This window comes from Pseudomonas sp. AIG (assembly GCF_977020205.1).
Map to the genome: position 1 here is coordinate 1 of NZ_CDROCK010000027.1, position 17,882 is coordinate 17,882.

Below are 17,882 nucleotides of genomic sequence, written 5' to 3' on the forward strand. Positions count from 1 at the left end.
AACCTACGACCAATTGGTTAAAAGCCAACTGCTCTACCAACTGAGCTAACGACCCAAAAATGGTCGGGGTAAGGGGATTCGAACTCCTGACATCCTGCTCCCAAAGCAGGCGCGCTACCGGACTGCGCTATACCCCGGCTTGAAATTGGCTCCGTGACCAGGACTCGAACCTGGGACCCAATGATTAACAGTCATTTGCTCTACCGACTGAGCTATCACGGAACTACATATTTCAATTTACAACGGTGAAACTTGTTGCATCTAGTCACTCGTTCGCATCGCTGCGTTCGTGTGTCTGAGGCGCGCTATTCTACAACCTAGAACACCTCTGTCAACCCCCTAAATTGCTTTCAAGTTAATGATTTGCAACTTATTTCAGATTTCAACTCAGTGAGCTGAGACCGTCTTGGCGACTGACTGCGGGGCGCACTTTACAAGCCTTTTCCTTTGAGTTCAACAGCCTAACGAAAAAAAAGGCCCCACAATGTGGGGCCTGCCAATTTTCATTGGCGTTTGGACTTAGTTGAAAACGATTTCGTCGTTCTCGACCTTGCCGGTTGCCGTGTCGCCTGGCATGAAATGACCCGAGAGGATCAATTGCGCCAGCGGGTTTTCGATCCAGCGCTGAATCGCCCGTTTCAAAGGACGTGCGCCATACACCGGGTCGTAACCAACGGCGATCAGCTTGTCCATCGCTTCGGGACTGAGTTCCAGCTTCAGCTCGCGCTCGGCCAGACGGCTGCGCAGACGGCCCAACTGAATCTCGGTAATGCCCGCGATCTGATCCCGTGCCAAAGGCTCGAAGATCACCACTTCGTCGACCCGGTTGATGAACTCCGGACGGAAGTGCGACGTCAGCGCATCCATCACCGCAGCACGCTGTGCCTCACGATCACCGACCAGCTCCTGAATCTGCACAGAGCCGAGGTTAGAAGTCATGACGATCACGGTATTGCGGAAATCCACCGTACGGCCATGGCTGTCGGTCAGGCGACCATCCTCAAGCACTTGCAGGAGGATGTTGAACACATCCGGGTGAGCCTTCTCGACTTCGTCCAGCAGGATCACCGAGTACGGCTTGCGGCGCACCGCTTCGGTCAGATAACCGCCCTCTTCGTAGCCGACGTATCCCGGTGGCGCACCGATCAGGCGAGCCACGGAATGTTTCTCCATGAACTCGGACATGTCGATCCGCACCATCGCCTCTTCAGTGTCGAAGAGGAATTCGGCCAGTGCCTTGCACAGCTCGGTTTTACCGACACCGGTCGGGCCGAGGAACATGAACGAGCCGCTTGGACGATTCGGGTCGGACAACCCGGCTCGCGAACGCCGGACTGCGTTGGCCACGGCAACCACGGCTTCTTCCTGACCGATCACCCGTTTGTGCAACAGACTTTCCATCTTCATCAGCTTGTCGCGCTCGCCTTCGAGCATTTTCGACACGGGGATTCCGGTCCACTTCGACACGACTTCGGCGATTTCTTCTTCCGTCACCTTGCTGCGCAGCAACTGGTTTTCGCTCTTGCCGTGCTGATCGACCATTTGCAGGCTGCGCTCCAGATCCGGGATCACCCCGTACTGCAACTCGGCCATGCGATTGAGGTCGCCTTTACGGCGTGCCGCTTCCAGTTCCTGCCGCGATTGTTCGATCTTCTGCTGAATCTGTGCAGAACCCTGCACCTCGGCTTTTTCCGAGTTCCAGATTTCTTCCAGATCGGAATACTCACGTTCGAGACGGACGATTTCTTCCTGGAGTTTCTCCAGACGTTTCATCGCCGCTTCGTCGCTTTCTTTTTTCAGCGCCTGGGATTCCACCTTCAACTGAATCAGGCGCCGCTCCAGACGATCGAGCACTTCCGGCTTGGAATCGATTTCCATGCGGATACGGCTGGCGGCCTCGTCGATCAGGTCGATGGCCTTGTCCGGCAACTGTCGGTCAGTGATGTAGCGATGGCTGAGCTTGGCCGCGGCGATGATCGCGCCGTCGGTGATCGCCACCTTGTGGTGAACCTCGTAACGCTCTTTGAGGCCACGCAGGATGGCGATGGTGTCTTCTTCGCTCGGCTCATCCACCAGGACTTTCTGGAAGCGTCGCTCGAGGGCCGCGTCCTTCTCTATATATTGGCGGTACTCGTTGAGCGTGGTCGCGCCGACGCAGTGCAACTCACCGCGAGCCAACGCTGGCTTGAGCATGTTGCCGGCGTCCATCGAGCCTTCGCCTTTACCGGCACCGACCATGGTGTGCAGTTCGTCGATGAACAGGATGATCTGCCCTTCCTGTTTCGACAGCTCGTTGAGCAGCGATTTCAGGCGCTCTTCGAACTCACCGCGATACTTGGCACCGGCAATCAGCGCACCCATATCCAGCGAGAGCAGACGCTTGCCTTTGAGGCCGTCCGGCACTTCGCCGTTGATGATGCGCTGGGCCAGACCTTCGGCAATCGCGGTTTTACCCACGCCAGGTTCGCCGATCAGCACCGGGTTGTTCTTGGTGCGACGTTGCAGAACCTGAATGGTGCGACGGATTTCGTCATCACGACCAATCACCGGATCGAGCTTGCCGTCCTCGGCGCGCTTGGTCAGGTCGACGGTGTATTTATCCAGCGCCTGCCGCGACTCTTCGTGGTTGGCGTCGTTTACCGCTTCGCCGCCACGCAGGTTGTTGATCGCGTTTTCCAGGGCTTTCTTGCTAACGCCCTGGCCGAGCAGCAACTTGCCGAGCTTGCTGTTCTCGTCCATCGCGGCGAGCAACACCAGTTCGCTGGAAATGAACTGGTCGCCCTTCTGCTGGGCCAGACGATCGGCTTGATTGAGCAGGCGCGCCAAATCCTGCGACATGTTGACGTCGCCGGTGGGGTTCTGGATTTTCGGTAATTGGTCGAGCTCTTTGGTCAGCTCTTTGCGCAAGCTGTTGACGTCGAAGCCCACCTGCATCAGCAGAGGTTTGATCGAACCACCCTGCTGCTCAAGCATGGCTTGCATCAAGTGCGCCGGCTCAATCGCCGGATGATCGTGGCCGACTGCCAACGACTGGGCGTCGGACAAGGCCAACTGTAATTTGCTGGTTAAACGGTCTATTCGCATAAGTCACCTTCCTTTTGAGCAGGCCGGACCTAAAAACCATCCTGAATAAAGAAACCTGCCAGATACCGCTATAGATGCGGTCGATTCTGCAAGATTCAAGCGCCAGAGGGTTGATTCAGGTCAGGCAAGTCTAGCGGGTAAGCCAGATAAGAGAGGCAAAGCGACCGGTGCGCGAAGCACGGCGATAGGAGAAGAAGCGCGGATCGGTCACGGTGCAGAAACCGCCGCCATAAACCGCTGTGACACCACGGGCTGCCAGACGCAGGCGCGCCAGCATATAGATGTCCGCCATGAACTTGCCGGCATTGATGCTTGGTACAAAGGCTTCGGCTGCTTCCGGCAGTTGATTGATGAAGACTTCCCGCACTTCCGGGCCGACTTCAAAGGCTTGCGGGCCGATGGCCGGACCGAGCCAGACCAAAACGTCTCCAGCCGGAACATCAAGGCTGTCGAGAGTTGCTTCAAGCACGCCCGCCGCCAGACCGCGCCAACCGGCGTGAGCCGCAGCAACGCGAGTGCCGGCGCGATCGCAGAATAATGCAGGCAAGCAGTCCGCCGTCATCGCCGCACAGGCAATACCGGGCGTTGCTGTCCAACTGGCATCGGCGGTCGCAACGATGCCCGGATCAGCATGCGCCACGGCGATCCCGTGCACTTGCTGCAACCAGGCAGGCTGTATAGAGAAGTGATCGGTCAGGCGCCGTCGGTTCTCGGCAACAGCCTCAGGACGATCATCGACATGATCGCCCAGATTGAGGCTGTCGAACGGCGCCTCGCTGACACCGCCCTCGCGGGTGGTGACGCAGGCTTTGACGCTGGCCGGCGCAGGCCAGTCCGGCGTCAGCCAGTTCATCCGATGAAGGCCTCGCGATCCTGCTTGAGCAAGGTCAGCAGCCAGACGAAATCTTCCGGCAGCGGCGATTCCCAGCTCATGCGCTCACCGGTCGTCGGATGATCCAGCTCCAGGAAGCGCGCGTGCAGGGCCTGACGCGGGAAGTGCTTGAGGGATTCAACCATCGTCGGGTTCGCCGCTGGCGGAATGCGGAAACGACCGCCGTACGCCGGGTCGCCGACCAACGGGAAGTTGATGTGCGACATGTGCACGCGAATCTGGTGAGTACGACCGGTTTCCAGCTTCACCCGTACGTGGGTGTGCGAACGGAAACGCTCCAGCACGCGGTAGTGGCTGACGGCAGGCTTGCCGCCTTCCATCACCGCCATGCGCTGGCGCTGCTGGCCGTGGCGACCGATCGGGGCGTTGATCTTGCCACCGGCGGTGACCACACCGATCACGATGCACTCATAGATGCGGCTGACGCTGCGGCTCTGCAACTGAGTAACCAGTTTGGTCTGCGCCTGAATGGTCTTGGCCACCACCATCAGACCGGTGGTGTCCTTGTCCAGACGATGCACGATGCCGGCGCGCGGGACATTGATGATGTCCGGCACGTGGTGCAGCAAGGCGTTGAGCAGCGTGCCATCGGCGTGACCGGCAGCCGGGTGCACCACCAGGCCCGCAGGCTTGTTGATCACCAGGATATCGTCGTCTTCGTAGACGATGTCGAGCTCGATGTCCTGGGCGATCCATTCGCCCTGGGCTTCCTGCTCGGCAGTCAGCTCAAGGATGGCACCGCCGTGCACGATGTCGCGAGGGCGGATGACCGCCCCGTCCACAGTCAGGCGACCTTCTTTGATCCAGGCGGAAAGGCGCGAGCGAGAGTGCTCAGCGAAGAGTTGGGCAGCGACTTGATCGAGGCGTTGGCCGCCCAATTCGGACGGCACCTCTGCGCGAAGTTCAATTTTATCGGACATGCTCTGACTGTGCGTCGGCACAGCTTTTGGTTTCGGCTGCGCGCTTGTGGTTAAATACGGCGTCTTTTGCCCCGAGGCTTTTCAACGGGGCGCTCATCATAACAGGACGGCCCCGCCCAAGACAGCGGCCGTCATAGGGACGCAAGCCGCCATGCAAGTGAAACACCTGCTGCTGATCGCCATCCTCGCATTGACCGCTGCTTGCTCATCGAAGGAAGTCGTAGACGAAAACCTCAGCGAAGCCGAGCTGTATCAGCAGGCTCAGACTGACCTGGACAACAACAGCTACACCAGCGCCACAGCCAAGCTGAAGGCTCTGGAGTCGCGTTATCCGTTCGGTCGCTACGCCGATCAGGCGCAGCTGGAGCTGATCTACGCCAACTATAAGAACGCCGAGCCGGAAGCTGCAAAGTCTGCCGCCGAGCGTTTCATTCGTTTGCATCCGCAGCACCCGAACGTGGATTACGCCTATTACCTGAAAGGTCTGACGTCTTTCGACCAGGACGTCGGCCTGCTGGCGCGCTTCCTGCCGCTGGACATGACCAAGCGTGACCCGGGCGCTGCCCGCGACTCCTACAACGAGTTCGCCCAGCTGACCAGCCGCTACCCGAACAGCCGCTACGCGCCGGACGCCAAGCAGCGCATGATCTACCTGCGCAACCTGCTGGCCGCCTACGAAATCCACGTGGCCGACTACTACCTGACCCGTCAGGCCTATGTCGCCGCAGCCAACCGTGGTCGTTACGTCGTAGAAAACTTCCAGGAAACCCCATCGGTCGGCGACGGCCTGGCGGTAATGACGGAAGCCTATCAGCGTCTGCACCTCGACGAACTGGCGACCACCAGCCTGGAAACCCTGAAGCTCAACTACCCGAACCACCCGAGCCTGCAAGACGGTCAGTTCGTGCCACGGGTTGCCGAAGCCGATAACCGCTCGTTCCTGAGCAAGGCGACGCTGGGCCTGATCGAGTCGCGTCCACCGCTGCCGCCGGGCGAAACCCGCGCCAACCAGGATGTGCAGAAGCAGTTCCAGGACGCGAAAGACGCGATCCCGAACGAGCTCAAGCCTAAAGACGAAAACGGCGACGTGATCGAAGAGCCAGAGCCTGAGTCGAGCAACACTGACCGTTCGTGGTTCAGCTACATGACCTTCGGCGTGTTCGACTGATCACACCGGATGGACAAAAAAGGGAGATCTGCGGATCTCCCTTTTTCATGTCCGCGCTTTAATAGGCTGTGCGCTTGTCGGGTCCTTGGCTAAACTGCCGGATCATCAGTCGAAAAGCCGCTCATCATGCTTCGTTTATTGTTCTGGATTGTCGTGATTTTCGCCGCCATCTGGCTGTGGCGTAAATTCAAGGCGCCCGCCGCATCCAATCAATCCAACCGTGCCTCTCGCGAGCAGGACGCCCCGCCAATGGTGCGCTGCGCTCATTGCGGCGTGCATCTGCCACGCGACCGCGCGCTGAGCGTCCAACAACAGTGGTATTGCAGCCAGGCTCACCTCGAGCAAGGCCCGGGTGCCAGTGATCGCTGAGGCCACTCACGCCGACAGCAAACAGGCGCAGCGCCTGCTGCGCCTTTATCATCTTTACCGTTTAAGCGTCGGCATCACCCTGGTGTTGCTGATCTCCAGCAACATGGACAACCGCCTGCTGACGTCGGCCAACGACGAATTGCTGCGCGGCGGCAGTTGGCTGTACCTGATCCTCAACATTCTGTTGGTGGTGTTTCTTGAAAACCCCCGACGGCCGGCGCAGCTGTTCAGCCTGGCCCTCGTCGATGTCCTGCTTTTATGCGCTTTGTTCTTTGCGGCGGGCGGTGTAGGCAGTGCGCTGGGCAATCTGCTGATTGTCTCGGTGGCGATCAGCAACACCTTGCTTAGGCGGCGCATCGGTCTGCTGATCGCCGCTATCGGTGCGCTGGGCATCGTCGGCTCGAGTTTCCTGCTGGGTTTCAACCACCCCCTGAGCGCCAATGAATACTTGCAAGCCGGCACCCTCGGCGCGCTGTGTTTTGCCGCGTCGTTGCTGGTGCAGGGGCTGATCCGTCGCCTCGAAGTCAGCGAAACACTGGCCGAGCAACGCGCCAGCGAAGTGGTCAGCCTCGAAGCGCTCAACGCGCTGATTCTGCAACGCATGCGGACCGGCATTCTGGTGCTTGATGAAGAGCGCCGGGTGCAACTGGCCAACCACAGCGCACAAACCCTGCTCGCGCAATCGCACCTTCAGGGGCATTTGATCGACGAATATTCCACGGCGCTGGTCGATCGCTTGCAGCTGTGGATGAACAACCCGACCCTGCGCCCGCAGAGCCTGAAAATCCCCGGTAATGGCCTCGAACTGCAACCCAGCTTTATCGCCCTCGAACAGAGCCCCAACCAGCAAACCCTGGTGTTTCTCGAAGACCTCGCGCAAATCGCCCAACAAGCCCAGCAACTGAAACTCGCCGCACTCGGGCGTCTGACTGCCGGCATCTCCCACGAGATCCGCAATCCGCTGGGTGCGATCAGCCACGCCGCACAGCTATTGGCTGAATCCGAGGAACTCGACAGCGCCGATCGGCGTCTGACGCAGATTATTCAAGATCACTCCCAGCGCATGAACCGAGTCATCGAAAACGTCCTGCAACTGTCCCGCCGCCAGCAGAGCGCGCCACAACGGCTGGATCTCAAGCCGTGGCTGGAAAACTTCGTCGCCGAGAGCCGCGAACAGGCCAGCGAGCGCCAGCAGATTCATCTGCGGATCAACTCGGGGGAGTTCATCACGCTGATGGACCCCAACCAGCTCACGCAAATTCTCGACAACCTGTTACGCAACGGCTGGCGCCACAGCGCTCTGTTGCACGATCAGGCCGAAGTCTGGCTGGCCCTGTTCAGCGATCCCAACAGCCAATTGGCAGTCCTCGAAGTGCAGGACAACGGCCCCGGCGTCCCGGCCGATGAACAGGCGCATCTATTCGAACCCTTCTTCACCACCAGCAGCCAGGGCACCGGCCTTGGGCTTTATCTGTCCCGTGAGCTGTGCGAAAGCAACCAAGCGCGCCTAGACTTCCAATCACGCCAAGGCGGCGGCTGCTTTCGCATCACCTTTGCTCACGGACGGAAACAAAGTTGAACACGAGCCCACGGCAAAAAATCCTCATCGTCGACGACGAACCGGATATCCGCGAACTCCTGGAAATCACCCTGGGACGGATGAAACTCGACACCTACAGCGCGCGTAACCTGAGCGAAGCCCAGGCGCTGCTGAACCGCGAGGGCTTCGATCTGTGCCTGACCGACATGCGGTTGCCCGACGGTACAGGGCTGGAGCTGGTGCAGCATATTCAGCAACGTTATCCACAACTGCCGGTGGCGATGATCACCGCGTACGGCAGTCTGGAAACAGCCATCAACGCTTTGAAGGCAGGTGCTTTCGACTTTCTGACCAAACCGGTAGACCTCACCCGCTTGCGCGAACTGGTCGGTACAGCCCTGCGCATGCCAGCCGTGGGTGGGGTTTGCACCTCGATTGATCGACGGCTGCTGGGTGATTCACTGCCAATGCGCAACCTGCGCAAACAAATCGACAAACTTGCTCGCAGCCAGGCGCCGGTGTACATCAGCGGCGAGTCGGGCAGTGGCAAAGAACTGGTCGCGCGCCTGATTCACGAACAGGGTCCGCGTGCCAGCCAGCCGTTTATCCCAGTGAACTGCGGAGCGATTCCGTCAGAGCTGATGGAAAGCGAGTTCTTCGGCCATCGCAAAGGCAGTTTCACCGGCGCCGTCGAGGACAAACCCGGACTGTTTCAAGCGGCCCATGGCGGCACGTTGTTTCTTGATGAGGTGGCGGACTTGCCGTTGTCGATGCAGGTAAAACTGCTGCGGGCGATCCAGGAAAAAGCCGTTCGCAGTGTCGGTGGTCAGCAGGAAAGCGTGGTTGATGTGCGGATTCTTTGCGCCACGCACAAGGATCTCGACGCTGAAGTGGCTGCCGAGCGTTTCCGTCAGGACCTTTATTACCGCTTGAACGTGATCGAACTGCGCGTGCCGTCGCTGCGTGAGCGGCGCGATGACATAGAAGTGCTGGCGGCGCATATGCTCAAGCGTTTGGCCAAGGACACGGGTCAACCAGTGGCGCGCTTGCATGCGCAGGCGTTGGAAGCGCTGAAGAACTATCGCTTTCCGGGGAATGTGCGGGAGTTGGAGAACGTGCTCGAACGGGCGCACACCTTGTGTGAAAACCGGACGATCGAGGCTGGGGATTTACGCCTGAGCGAGGGCAACTGCGCGGCGGAGGGCGGGATCGCCGATCTGACGCAGATCGACAACCTTGAGGATTATCTGGAGAACGTCGAGAGAAAGCTGATTCTGCAAGCGCTGGAAGAAACCCGCTGGAATCGTACGGCAGCGGCGCAGCGTCTGAGTCTTTCGTTCAGGTCGATGCGTTATCGGCTGAAAAAACTCGGCCTGGATTGAGGGCCCCTTCGCGAGCAAGCTCGCTCCCACATTGGATTTTGTGAACGACAAAGATCAACTGTGGGAGCGAGCTTGCTCGCGAAAGCGATCTGCCAGGCTCCAGAGATATACCTGACTAAATACGGCCTTCCGGTGCATACGGCGTCGGATCAATAATCGGCGCCCTTCCCAGCATCACATCGGCAAACAACTGACACGACGCCGGCGCCAGCACCAGCCCATTGCGGTAATGCCCGCAGTTCAGCCACAACCCGTCAAACCCCGGCACCCGGCCAATATACGGAATGCCCTCCGGCGACCCCGGACGCAACCCCGCCCAGTGCCCGACCACTTCGGCATCGGCCAACGCTGGCAATAACTCCACCGCCGAAGCCTTGAGACTTTCCAGCGCCACATCGGTCGGCGTCTTGTCGTAACCTTCGTGCTCCAGCGTGCTGCCAATCAGAATGTGGCCGTCGCGACGCGGAATCGCATAACGCCCTTTTGCCAGCACCATGCTCGGCAGAAAATCCGCCGCACACTTGTAGAGAATCATCTGGCCTTTGACTGGCTCGACCGGCAATGTCAGATCCAGCGTCTTGAGCAGATCGCCGCTCCACGCCCCAGCAGTCAGCACGACCTGATCGCCCTTGATCACACCCTTCGACGTCTCGACGCCAACAACCTGCTCACCTTCGCGGACAAACCCGCTGACTTCGCACTGCTCGTGAATCGTCACGTTCGGCATCGCTTGCAGCGCCGCTTTCAACGATTTCACCAGACGCGGATTGCGCACGTTGGCGACATCCGCCATGTAGATCGCCCGCGAGAAGCCGCCCCCGAGCACCGGCACCGCATCATGCGCCGCCGAGATATCCACAGCCCGCAACGGACGATTTTCCCGCTTGGCCCAGGCCAGCGCTTCGGCCTCATCGTCCAGATCCAGCCAGTACAGGCCGGTGGTGTGCACTTCAGGATCAACGCCAGTGTCGGCAAACAAACGCTCGCCGAGCTGTGGATAAAAGTCCTGCGACCAGTGCGCCAGTGCGGTAACCGCCGGGCTATAGCGCCACGGATACAACGGCGAAACGATACCGCCGCCCGCCCAGGACGATTCCTGGCCGAGGTTCGAGCGATCGAGCAGCACCACGCTGCGCACTTCGGAGGCGAGGTTGTAGGCGGTCAGCAGGCCAATCACCCCGCCACCGACAATCACCACTTGCTGTTGCCTGGTCATGTTTGTTCCAACCGTAAAAAAGACAGTGGGCGCAAAAGGCACCCGAAAGAAAGCGCCTCAGCGGCCCCAGCAATCCTTGGTGGTCAGCCCGGTGGTCGCGTTGTTCATGCTGCGGACACCGGTGTTGTTCAGGGTGAAATCCCCGCACTTGTCGGTGGCCATGGAGGTACCCGTTTTACGGGTGGCGGTCAGCAGGAAGGTTTGGTCAGCAATGGTCGGAGTGAGGGTGTAGAAATCATTGCCCGTGCTCAGACCGGTGATGCCGGTATAGACATTGTTCTTGGTGTAGAAGCGTTCGAGGCTCTGTGCCTGCTCCGAGAGCAGCGATACCACTTCGGCGCGGCGGCCCTTTTTCAGGTACTCGGTATAGCTCGGTGCGGCGATGGTGATGACGATCCCGATGATCGCAATCACGATCATGATTTCGATCAGGGTGAAGCCTCGGTTGAATCTGCGCATGCCTCAAACTCTCGCTTACTGTATTTGTCGCCACATGATACGACGGCTGCCGCCACCGCCCTTTTCTACAATGATCGTGATGGTGCCACTGGTGTCGGTCGTACCCTTGCGCTTGCCATCGCTGGAGACGAAGTTCAGGGTCGGAATGCCACCGGTGAATATTACGCCGCTGGATATCGTGTCATTGCTGTCGACCAAACCGTCAGTGTTGGTGTCCAGCACGGCGTAATTGAGCATCTTACCGCTGAACGCATCCAGTTCGACCAGTTTGCCAGTGCCAAAACTCGCACAGGGATCGGTGGTATCAACACTCGCCGTGGTAAAGACAACACGGCCCAGCACGATACTCGCCTGATTGATCACCCGCTCTCCAGTCAGCACGTTGTTGTATACCAGCGGAAGATACCAACCCTTCTCCGCCGGATACGTCGTGTCATTCTGCGTTGTGGTCAGAAACTGTCCAGAGCTGCCGGAGAATGATCCGGTGATCGCCTGCGGCTGCAAACTGCTGACAGTCAGTTGACCAGAACCTCCATCGGCGTCCCACACGGAATAGAACGCCTGCAAATCCTTGTTGGTCTTGTCGGCCGTTTCGTTGAACTTGCCGGTACCGACGAAGACCTGTTTGCCGCCCAGCGCGTTATCAGCCAGTAACGGCTGCGCGGTGATCGGTTGAGTCGCCCCGCCCGCCGTGGTGAATAGTGGCTTGCCGGAAAACGCCACGCCCCAACTATCGGAGGACGTGGCACTCAGGTCGAACTTCCATAACCGCCCCTTCAAGTCGCCACCGTAAGCGGCCTGCACCACATTCGAAGAGTTGACCTTGAGTTTCACCGACGACAAACCGTTGGTGGTTTCCGTGCTGTCGATAACGATTTTCCTGATCAGCGAACCGTCCAGCGCATCCAGTACATACAGGGCCGCCACGCCTGAATTGCTGCCGTAGCCGTTGGCAATGAATGTCGCCCAGCGACCATTGGCCAAGCGTGCCACTTCCGGACGGGCGTAGGCATAACCCAGATCATTGAATGCGTTCGCAGTACTGGCGGTGGCCGGCGCACTGACCTCCCACAAGGCCTTGATTACATTGCCCGCAGACGCATCAAACAGTTGCAACCCGTAGAAGGTTTTACCCCCGGCACCGGTGCCGCCAATGGCCAGGGTTTTCCACGCAGTGCCGGACTGCGCGTCGAACACCCCAACCTGACCGTCCACCAAAAACTTGTGGCTCACACCGTTGACGTAGTTGGTGTCGGCGATCAGGCGCAATGACGGCAGCACACTGGACGGCATGTAGGCGTAACGGCGAGTACCGTTCGCCGAATTGATCACGTTGACGAAACCATCGTTGGCGTTGACCACCAGGCTGGTGTTCATGTTCGCAGCCTTGGTGGCCAGGTAAGTGCTGTAGCTGGTGTCCCCGGAAAGATCGGAGGCGGTTTTGTCTGATGGCGACGCCAGCACCAGCGGCGAATTGATGATGTCGCCGAGCAGCACACTGCGCACTTTCAGCCCGGTCTTGTTCGTGCCCTTGCTCCACTCCACCAGATCAATGCCGCTGATGCCGGTGGGCAACCCCTGACTGAGCGTGGTCTGCTGGGCCGGAGAAAAGTTGCCGTAGGCCAGGGTTACCGCTGCGTTGCTCAGCGTGTTCCACGACTGAAAGGTCGCGGCGGTGGCGGATGGCACGATGGTGGTGTCGGTCGTCCACTGCGCCGCGGAGGTATTGACCGTCCCGGTCGAGGTGAAGCCGAACGACCTGATCGTGCCGCGCCAATCCTTGGGGTCATAAGTGGTTTGATAAAAGCTGCTGCTGGACGTCAATGTTGTCCCGCTGGTGACCCCCGCGCCGCCGGAACCGGCCTTGGACGTGATGTCGCTCAGCGCCGAGGACAACGCCGCGTTGAGCCCGGTACTGTCCGTCGCCTGGTAATACTTGCCCTGCCCATAACTTGCCGCGTCCGACAGCATGTCATTGTCGGCGGTGAAGCCCACGGTGTAGGTGTTCATATTCTGCTTGGGAAAATCCACCGCGTTCCAACTCTTGCCCGCCGCGTCGGTACCGGTCGAGCGCATGTCGATATCGAAGGCGAACTTGGCGATGTCATCCAGATACAGCGTGTCCCCTTCGTTGTCACCATTGAGATTGTTGCCGTCATTGTTGACGCCGTCCCAGTTCGGCAAACGGCTGCCGCCCAATGGGTCGTTAGTCGGGAAGGTCCGGTCGAAAGTCGGCAAACCGTCGGTTATTACCACGCCATAGTTTTTCTGGCAGCGGTACTGAATCGGGCTGGTGTAGGTACTCGGCGTGCTGTTGTAGTAAGGCGCCATACCGCGCATGTAGCGGGTGATTTCGTAATAGGTTTCCGCCAATGGCGTGTTGGCCACCGCGCTCAAGCCGTTGATCGAGGAGATCAGTGCGTTGTAGTTGGTGTCGGCCTGTGCCTGGGTCACGCTGCCGCTGACCGGCGACAGATCGCTGATCGAACGGGCAATGAATCCGCCATTCCCCGAGTTGTTGCTGGTGGCCGGATTGAATGTCGACAGCCCGATACGCAACGTGCGGTTGCTGCTGACCAATGCCGTGGAGACGTTACGCGCAACGTTGATGCGGTAGTCGTTGGGGATCGCGCCATTGGTGAAGTCCCGCGTGCCGTTGTTGATGGCCAGGCCGACTACGTAGGAAATGTAATCCCCGGAATAACGCGTGTTGCCACTGCCCACCGGATCCGGCAGCTTCAGACACAACGGCGCCAGGCTATTGTTGTAGAACGCATAGGCGCCGCCGGAACAGCCTGATGTCGGCAGGCTCGACAGAAAGATCGTGTCGCCCGTGATCGGCGTCGAACTCAGGCACAACCCAAGCAATGCATTACATTGCCGGGCCGGAGTGAAATTGTCGGCAGGGTTGAATCCGGCTGCATAAATGATGCTGTTCATGCTCCCCGAATCGTCGATCAGCAGCATGACGTTGGGTGGCACCGCTGCCGCACTCAACAGCGGCGAATCAGACGGCGTGAACGCATACGCCGGCGCCGCCAGATAAAAGCTCATCAGCATGCCGAACAGCAGCGACCCATAGCGCTCAATACTTCGCATAGACACTCTCCACAACGCTACGCGAAGTGCCGGCGATGCCGACGGCAGTGACTCGATACAACGTCGCCGAGGTGTTACTGGGTACATTCACAGCCGTGAGTGTGGTGCCAATGTTCTGCACGCCATAGAAACCATTACCGGTCGCAATCCAGGTCACACCCGAGGTTGAGTTGAGCCCCGCCGCACTGACCACCGATGACTCCGCAGGCGGTGCGCATTGCGTGGTACCGCTGCAAACCGCGAGGGTGTAGCTGTCGAGTTGCACCGCACTCTCCCCCACCCGCAACGCCGCCTCGGCAGTCTGAAACGACTGATTACGCAGACTGACGCTGCCGGCCATTTTTTCCTGCAGATTGGCACTCTGCATCGACGACAGGCCGATCAGCGTCAGCAACAACAGAAACACCAGACTGACCAGCAACGCCATGCCGCGTTGCGCTTGCCGGTCATGAAGAGAAATCCGCATCACCCCGGCCCTCACTGCAGGCGGTTGCGCAAAGCGGCAACCACATTGAAGGTTTGCGTGGCGACCCGGCTGTCGGGGTCGGTGAGAGTCAGGCTCAGGCGCACACTGCGAATGCGTGCCGGATCACTGGGGTTGGCGCTGTAGGTCGAGGCCGCCACATCCGTCGCGGAACTGGCCAGGCCGAATGTGACGTTGAAAGCACTGACGTTGTTCACCAGCACCTGCTGGGTCGGCGTGCCGCTGCCGGTGCCCATGAGAATCTGATTGTTGCTGAAGCTGTAGATCAGACGCCGGATCGGGAAGGCAATCTGCCCGCTCGCCGCCGCTCGCAACCCGGTATAGGCCGTTGCACTGTTGCGGCAATCGGAAAGCACTGTCCAGGTCGGCGTGCCGCCACCGCTGCCGATATCGGCGGTGACCAGTGTCAGTTTCAGGTTGGCGTTGTCCCAGTTGATCGGCGCTATCTGCGACGCATTGAAATCCCCCGCCGAACTGGAGTCCGTAATGGTGCCGAGACATCCGAACATCCCGACCATGCGAATTTCCTGAATCATTTTGCTCAGCACAAAACGCGCGTCTTCCTGCATCGCCGCGGCGCTGTTCTGACTGACGTAAGTGTTTTTCGCCGCGATGAAAATCTGCACGACGCCGAGCACGATGATCAATCCAAGCGCGAGGGCAATGAGCAGTTCTATCAGGCCGAAACCACGGTTATCGCGCTTCATGGCGTGGCCACCGGATCGACTGCAGCGCGACTGCTCAGAACGAAACTGCGCGGCGCACTGGCCGTGTTGGCCGCACGTGCGTCACTCCAGTTGATGGTGATGGTGTAGACCCGCTGATTGAGGGTGATGCTGCCAGTCGCGGTCGGTCCACCGAAGTTGATGATGTTGGTGGTGAAGTCGTAGAGGTCCTGATCGCGAGCAACGCTCAGATTGCCCGAGGTCGGCGGTGTGACCGTGTAGTCGGCGCCGGAGTTGGCGCGGATGCGGTCCATCATGTCGTAGGCGATGAAACTGGCCTGGCTGGTCATCCGTGAACTGTCGGTGTACTTAAGCGCATTCAGTTGCACGGCCGCCGCCCCCAGCAGCCCGACCGTCAGAATCAGCAACGCGACCAGCACCTCGATCAGCGTCATGCCCTGCTGTGCGTGTTGACTCCCTACCCTCATCCGCAAGTTCCACCCAATTGAATTCGTCCGTTCAAACACACGTTCAGCGTCCTGCTTTGCGTTCCCAACGTGTAACTGATGACCACCGCCGTCGACGGTGCCGCCAGACCGCCGAGGTTGTTGAAATCCAGTGCGGTCACTCCTGAGGGTAGCGTCAGAGTCGCGCCGCTGCTCATCGCGGGAACAACCCGCAACACATTGGCCGGAGTGCCAGTACTGTCGTAGACCGCCAGTTCACCGGTCCAGACGCTGCCGCCGGCGGTCGGACGCAAACGCAGGGTGGTGCCACGGTCGATGGCTTCCAGGCGGGCGAAATTGATCGCGCGCTGCAGGTCGCCCATTTCGGTATCGGCCTTGCTACTTTGTATCGAGCGGGTGAAGGCTGGCACTGCCAGGGTAATCAGGATCACGAAGATCGCGAGTGCGACCAGCAACTCGATCAGCGTGAAACCTTTTGTACGAAGATCCATCGATGCCCTCCGTTGCCGTCGGCTATACCTGCTTCTACACGCTAGAACATTCAACCGGCCCGCGTCGGTTGATTTGCCCTGCCCGGCGCACGGAGCGCGCCGTTCATCACACTCCACGGAGGGAGTTTTCATGCCGCAACAGGGTTTCAGCCTGATCGAACTGCTTATGGGACTGGCGATTGGCGCAATTGTTCTGCTGATCGTCAGTCCGGCGTTTGCCACGCTCACCGAGTCGAACCATCGCCATCAGGCTGCGCAATCGCTGCTCGACGGTATTCGCAATGCTCGAACGTTAGCGATCACGCACAATCAAAGCGTGGTCATTCATGGCATCGACGGCGACTGGAGCCGGGGCTGGCGAATCATTCTGGATATCAGCGGCAAGGGGCCGGAGGACAGCAGCAATCCACTGCTGGTCGAACGCGCGAGCGATCAGCGAATTCCAATTGCCGGTAACTGGTGGGTAAGTCGCTATATAAGGTTTGGCAGCCTGGGTAAGCCGCTGATGCCCGGGCGAATGTTTCAGGCAGGAAAACTACATATCTGCTCGGTAAACGAGCCGGTCAGCCAGCTCCAGGTGGTGCTGGCGGCGACCGGTCGCGTGCGCCTGGCCAGCGAAAAAGCTGAGCAGGCGCTGTGTCAAAAGAACAAAAGCGTCAGATCGAACGTACGCGCAGCTCTTTAGGCATCGAGAACGTGATGTTCTCTTCGCGCCCGGCCAGCTCATCGGCACCGGTGGCGCCCCAGGCCTGCAATTGCTGAATCACACCACGCACCAGGACTTCCGGTGCGGAGGCGCCGGCAGTGATGCCGATACGCTCAACACCATCGAACCAACTCTTTTGCATGTCTTCGGCGCCGTCGATCAAGTAAGCCGGCGTGGACATGCGTTCGGCCAGTTCACGCAAGCGGTTTGAGTTGGAGCTGTTCGGGCTGCCCACCACCAGCACCACGTCGCACTCGTCAGCCAATTGCTTGACCGCGTCCTGCCGGTTTTGCGTGGCGTAGCAGATGTCGTCCTTGCGTGGACCGCCGATGGCCGGGAAGCGTGAACGCAGCGCATCGATGACACGACTGGTATCGTCCATCGACAGCGTGGTCTGGGTGACGAAGGCCAGTTTTTCCGGGTTGTGTACCTGCAATTCGGCGACGTCTTTCTCGTCTTCAACGAGGTAGATCGCGCCGCCATTGCTGCCGTCGTACTGGCCCATGGTGCCTTCGACTTCCGGGTGTCCGGCGTGGCCGATCAGGATGCACTCACGACCGTCGCGGCTGTATTTCGCCACTTCGATGTGCACCTTGGTGACCAGCGGACAAGTGGCGTCGAACACCTTCAGGCCACGGCCGGCGGCTTCGGTACGCACAGCCTGGGATACGCCGTGGGCACTGAAAATGACGATGACGTCATCCGGCACCTGATCCAGTTCCTCGACGAAAATCGCGCCACGACTGCGCAGGTCTTCAACGACGAACTTGTTGTGCACCACTTCATGACGCACGTAGATCGGCGGCCCGAAGACTTCCAGGGCGCGGTTGACGATTTCGATCGCACGGTCCACGCCGGCGCAGAAGCCACGGGGGTTGGCGAGTTTGATTTGCATGCTGTGCCTCGTGTCTTGCGCGCGAAAACAGTTAAAAACACTGTG

General features: G+C 59.4%; 16 protein-coding genes and 2 tRNA genes. 5 read left to right on the forward strand and 13 right to left on the reverse strand.

Features of this window, described 5'->3' with window-relative positions:
* Window positions 1-60: 60 nt before the first annotated feature.
* The 5 genes from ACWR1S_RS16370 to rluD all read right to left on the reverse strand — a co-directional run bounded on the left by ACWR1S_RS16370 (window position 61) and on the right by rluD (window position 4,896).
* Window positions 61-137: transfer RNA gene (locus tag ACWR1S_RS16370), tRNA-Pro, on the reverse strand.
* Window positions 138-146: 9 nt separating this feature from the next.
* Window positions 147-222: transfer RNA gene (locus ACWR1S_RS16375), tRNA-Asn, on the reverse strand.
* Window positions 223-519: 297 nt separating this feature from the next.
* The gene (gene clpB, locus ACWR1S_RS16380) at window positions 520-3,084 is read right to left on the reverse strand and encodes an ATP-dependent chaperone ClpB (RefSeq protein WP_064118713.1); all 2,565 of its coding nucleotides are present in this window, start codon (window positions 3,082-3,084) and stop codon (window positions 520-522) included.
* Between the two features lie 130 nt (window positions 3,085-3,214).
* Window positions 3,215-3,937, reverse strand: coding sequence for a peptidoglycan editing factor PgeF (gene pgeF / locus ACWR1S_RS16385; RefSeq protein ID WP_454564235.1), 723 nt, complete (start codon window positions 3,935-3,937; stop codon window positions 3,215-3,217).
* Entirely contained in the window at window positions 3,934-4,896 is a 963-nt protein-coding gene (gene rluD / locus ACWR1S_RS16390) for a 23S rRNA pseudouridine(1911/1915/1917) synthase RluD (RefSeq protein WP_034153865.1), read from the reverse strand. Before rluD ends, pgeF begins: the two co-directional genes overlap by 4 nt.
* Window positions 4,897-5,047: 151 nt before the next feature.
* Between rluD and ACWR1S_RS16395 the strand changes: the two genes are divergently transcribed.
* From ACWR1S_RS16395 to ACWR1S_RS16410, 4 genes are all read left to right on the forward strand, one after another.
* Window positions 5,048-6,064, forward strand: a complete 1,017-nt coding sequence (locus tag ACWR1S_RS16395; RefSeq protein WP_454564236.1) for an outer membrane protein assembly factor BamD — start codon at window positions 5,048-5,050, stop codon at window positions 6,062-6,064.
* Between the two features lie 126 nt (window positions 6,065-6,190).
* On the forward strand, window positions 6,191-6,433 hold the full coding sequence (locus ACWR1S_RS16400; protein WP_454564237.1) for a PP0621 family protein: 243 nt from the start codon (window positions 6,191-6,193) through the stop codon (window positions 6,431-6,433).
* Entirely contained in the window at window positions 6,423-8,012 is a 1,590-nt protein-coding gene (locus ACWR1S_RS16405) for an ATP-binding protein (RefSeq protein WP_454564288.1), read from the forward strand. Before ACWR1S_RS16400 ends, ACWR1S_RS16405 begins: the two co-directional genes overlap by 11 nt.
* Entirely contained in the window at window positions 8,009-9,355 is a 1,347-nt protein-coding gene (locus ACWR1S_RS16410) for a sigma-54-dependent transcriptional regulator (RefSeq protein WP_454564238.1), read from the forward strand. The genes ACWR1S_RS16405 and ACWR1S_RS16410 overlap by 4 nt, the downstream gene beginning before the upstream one ends.
* 115 nt (window positions 9,356-9,470) lie before the next feature.
* Here the strand turns inward: ACWR1S_RS16410 and thiO are convergent, their stop codons facing one another.
* Genes thiO through ACWR1S_RS16445 form a run of 7 tightly spaced genes read right to left on the reverse strand, consistent with a single transcriptional unit; the run spans window position 9,471 to window position 16,236 of the window.
* Window positions 9,471-10,571 (reverse strand): glycine oxidase ThiO, encoded by a 1,101-nt coding sequence (thiO, locus tag ACWR1S_RS16415; protein WP_454564239.1) that lies wholly within the window; start codon window positions 10,569-10,571, stop codon window positions 9,471-9,473.
* 57 nt (window positions 10,572-10,628) lie between these two features.
* Window positions 10,629-11,030, reverse strand: a complete 402-nt coding sequence (locus ACWR1S_RS16420; RefSeq protein ID WP_454564240.1) for a type IV pilin protein — start codon at window positions 11,028-11,030, stop codon at window positions 10,629-10,631.
* A gap of 15 nt (window positions 11,031-11,045) precedes the next feature.
* Window positions 11,046-14,129: a pilus assembly protein gene (locus ACWR1S_RS16425; RefSeq protein WP_454564241.1), complete on the reverse strand. Its 3,084-nt coding sequence runs from the start codon at window positions 14,127-14,129 to the stop codon at window positions 11,046-11,048.
* Complete coding sequence (locus ACWR1S_RS16430) at window positions 14,116-14,595, reverse strand: pilus assembly PilX family protein (RefSeq protein WP_064118722.1); 480 nt, start codon at window positions 14,593-14,595, stop codon at window positions 14,116-14,118. The genes ACWR1S_RS16425 and ACWR1S_RS16430 overlap by 14 nt, the downstream gene beginning before the upstream one ends.
* An 11-nt stretch (window positions 14,596-14,606) precedes the next feature.
* Window positions 14,607-15,320 (reverse strand): PilW family protein, encoded by a 714-nt coding sequence (locus ACWR1S_RS16435; protein WP_454564242.1) that lies wholly within the window; start codon window positions 15,318-15,320, stop codon window positions 14,607-14,609.
* A complete protein-coding gene (pilV, locus tag ACWR1S_RS16440) occupies window positions 15,317-15,766 on the reverse strand; it encodes a type IV pilus modification protein PilV (protein WP_454564243.1) in 450 nt (149 codons plus the stop codon). The genes ACWR1S_RS16435 and pilV overlap by 4 nt, the downstream gene beginning before the upstream one ends.
* Window positions 15,763-16,236, reverse strand: a complete 474-nt coding sequence (locus tag ACWR1S_RS16445) for a GspH/FimT family pseudopilin (RefSeq protein ID WP_454564244.1) — start codon at window positions 16,234-16,236, stop codon at window positions 15,763-15,765. Before ACWR1S_RS16445 ends, pilV begins: the two co-directional genes overlap by 4 nt.
* Window positions 16,237-16,366: 130 nt before the next feature.
* Here ACWR1S_RS16445 and ACWR1S_RS16450 point away from each other — a divergent pair, with 130 nt between their 5' ends.
* Window positions 16,367-16,921, forward strand: coding sequence for a GspH/FimT family pseudopilin (locus tag ACWR1S_RS16450; RefSeq protein WP_454564245.1), 555 nt, complete (start codon window positions 16,367-16,369; stop codon window positions 16,919-16,921).
* Here ACWR1S_RS16450 and ispH read toward each other — a convergent pair.
* Window positions 16,893-17,837: a 4-hydroxy-3-methylbut-2-enyl diphosphate reductase gene (gene ispH, locus ACWR1S_RS16455; protein WP_454564246.1), complete on the reverse strand. Its 945-nt coding sequence runs from the start codon at window positions 17,835-17,837 to the stop codon at window positions 16,893-16,895. The two genes, ACWR1S_RS16450 and ispH, sit on opposite strands and share 29 nt — an antisense overlap.
* Between the last annotated feature and the right edge of the window lie 45 nt (window positions 17,838-17,882).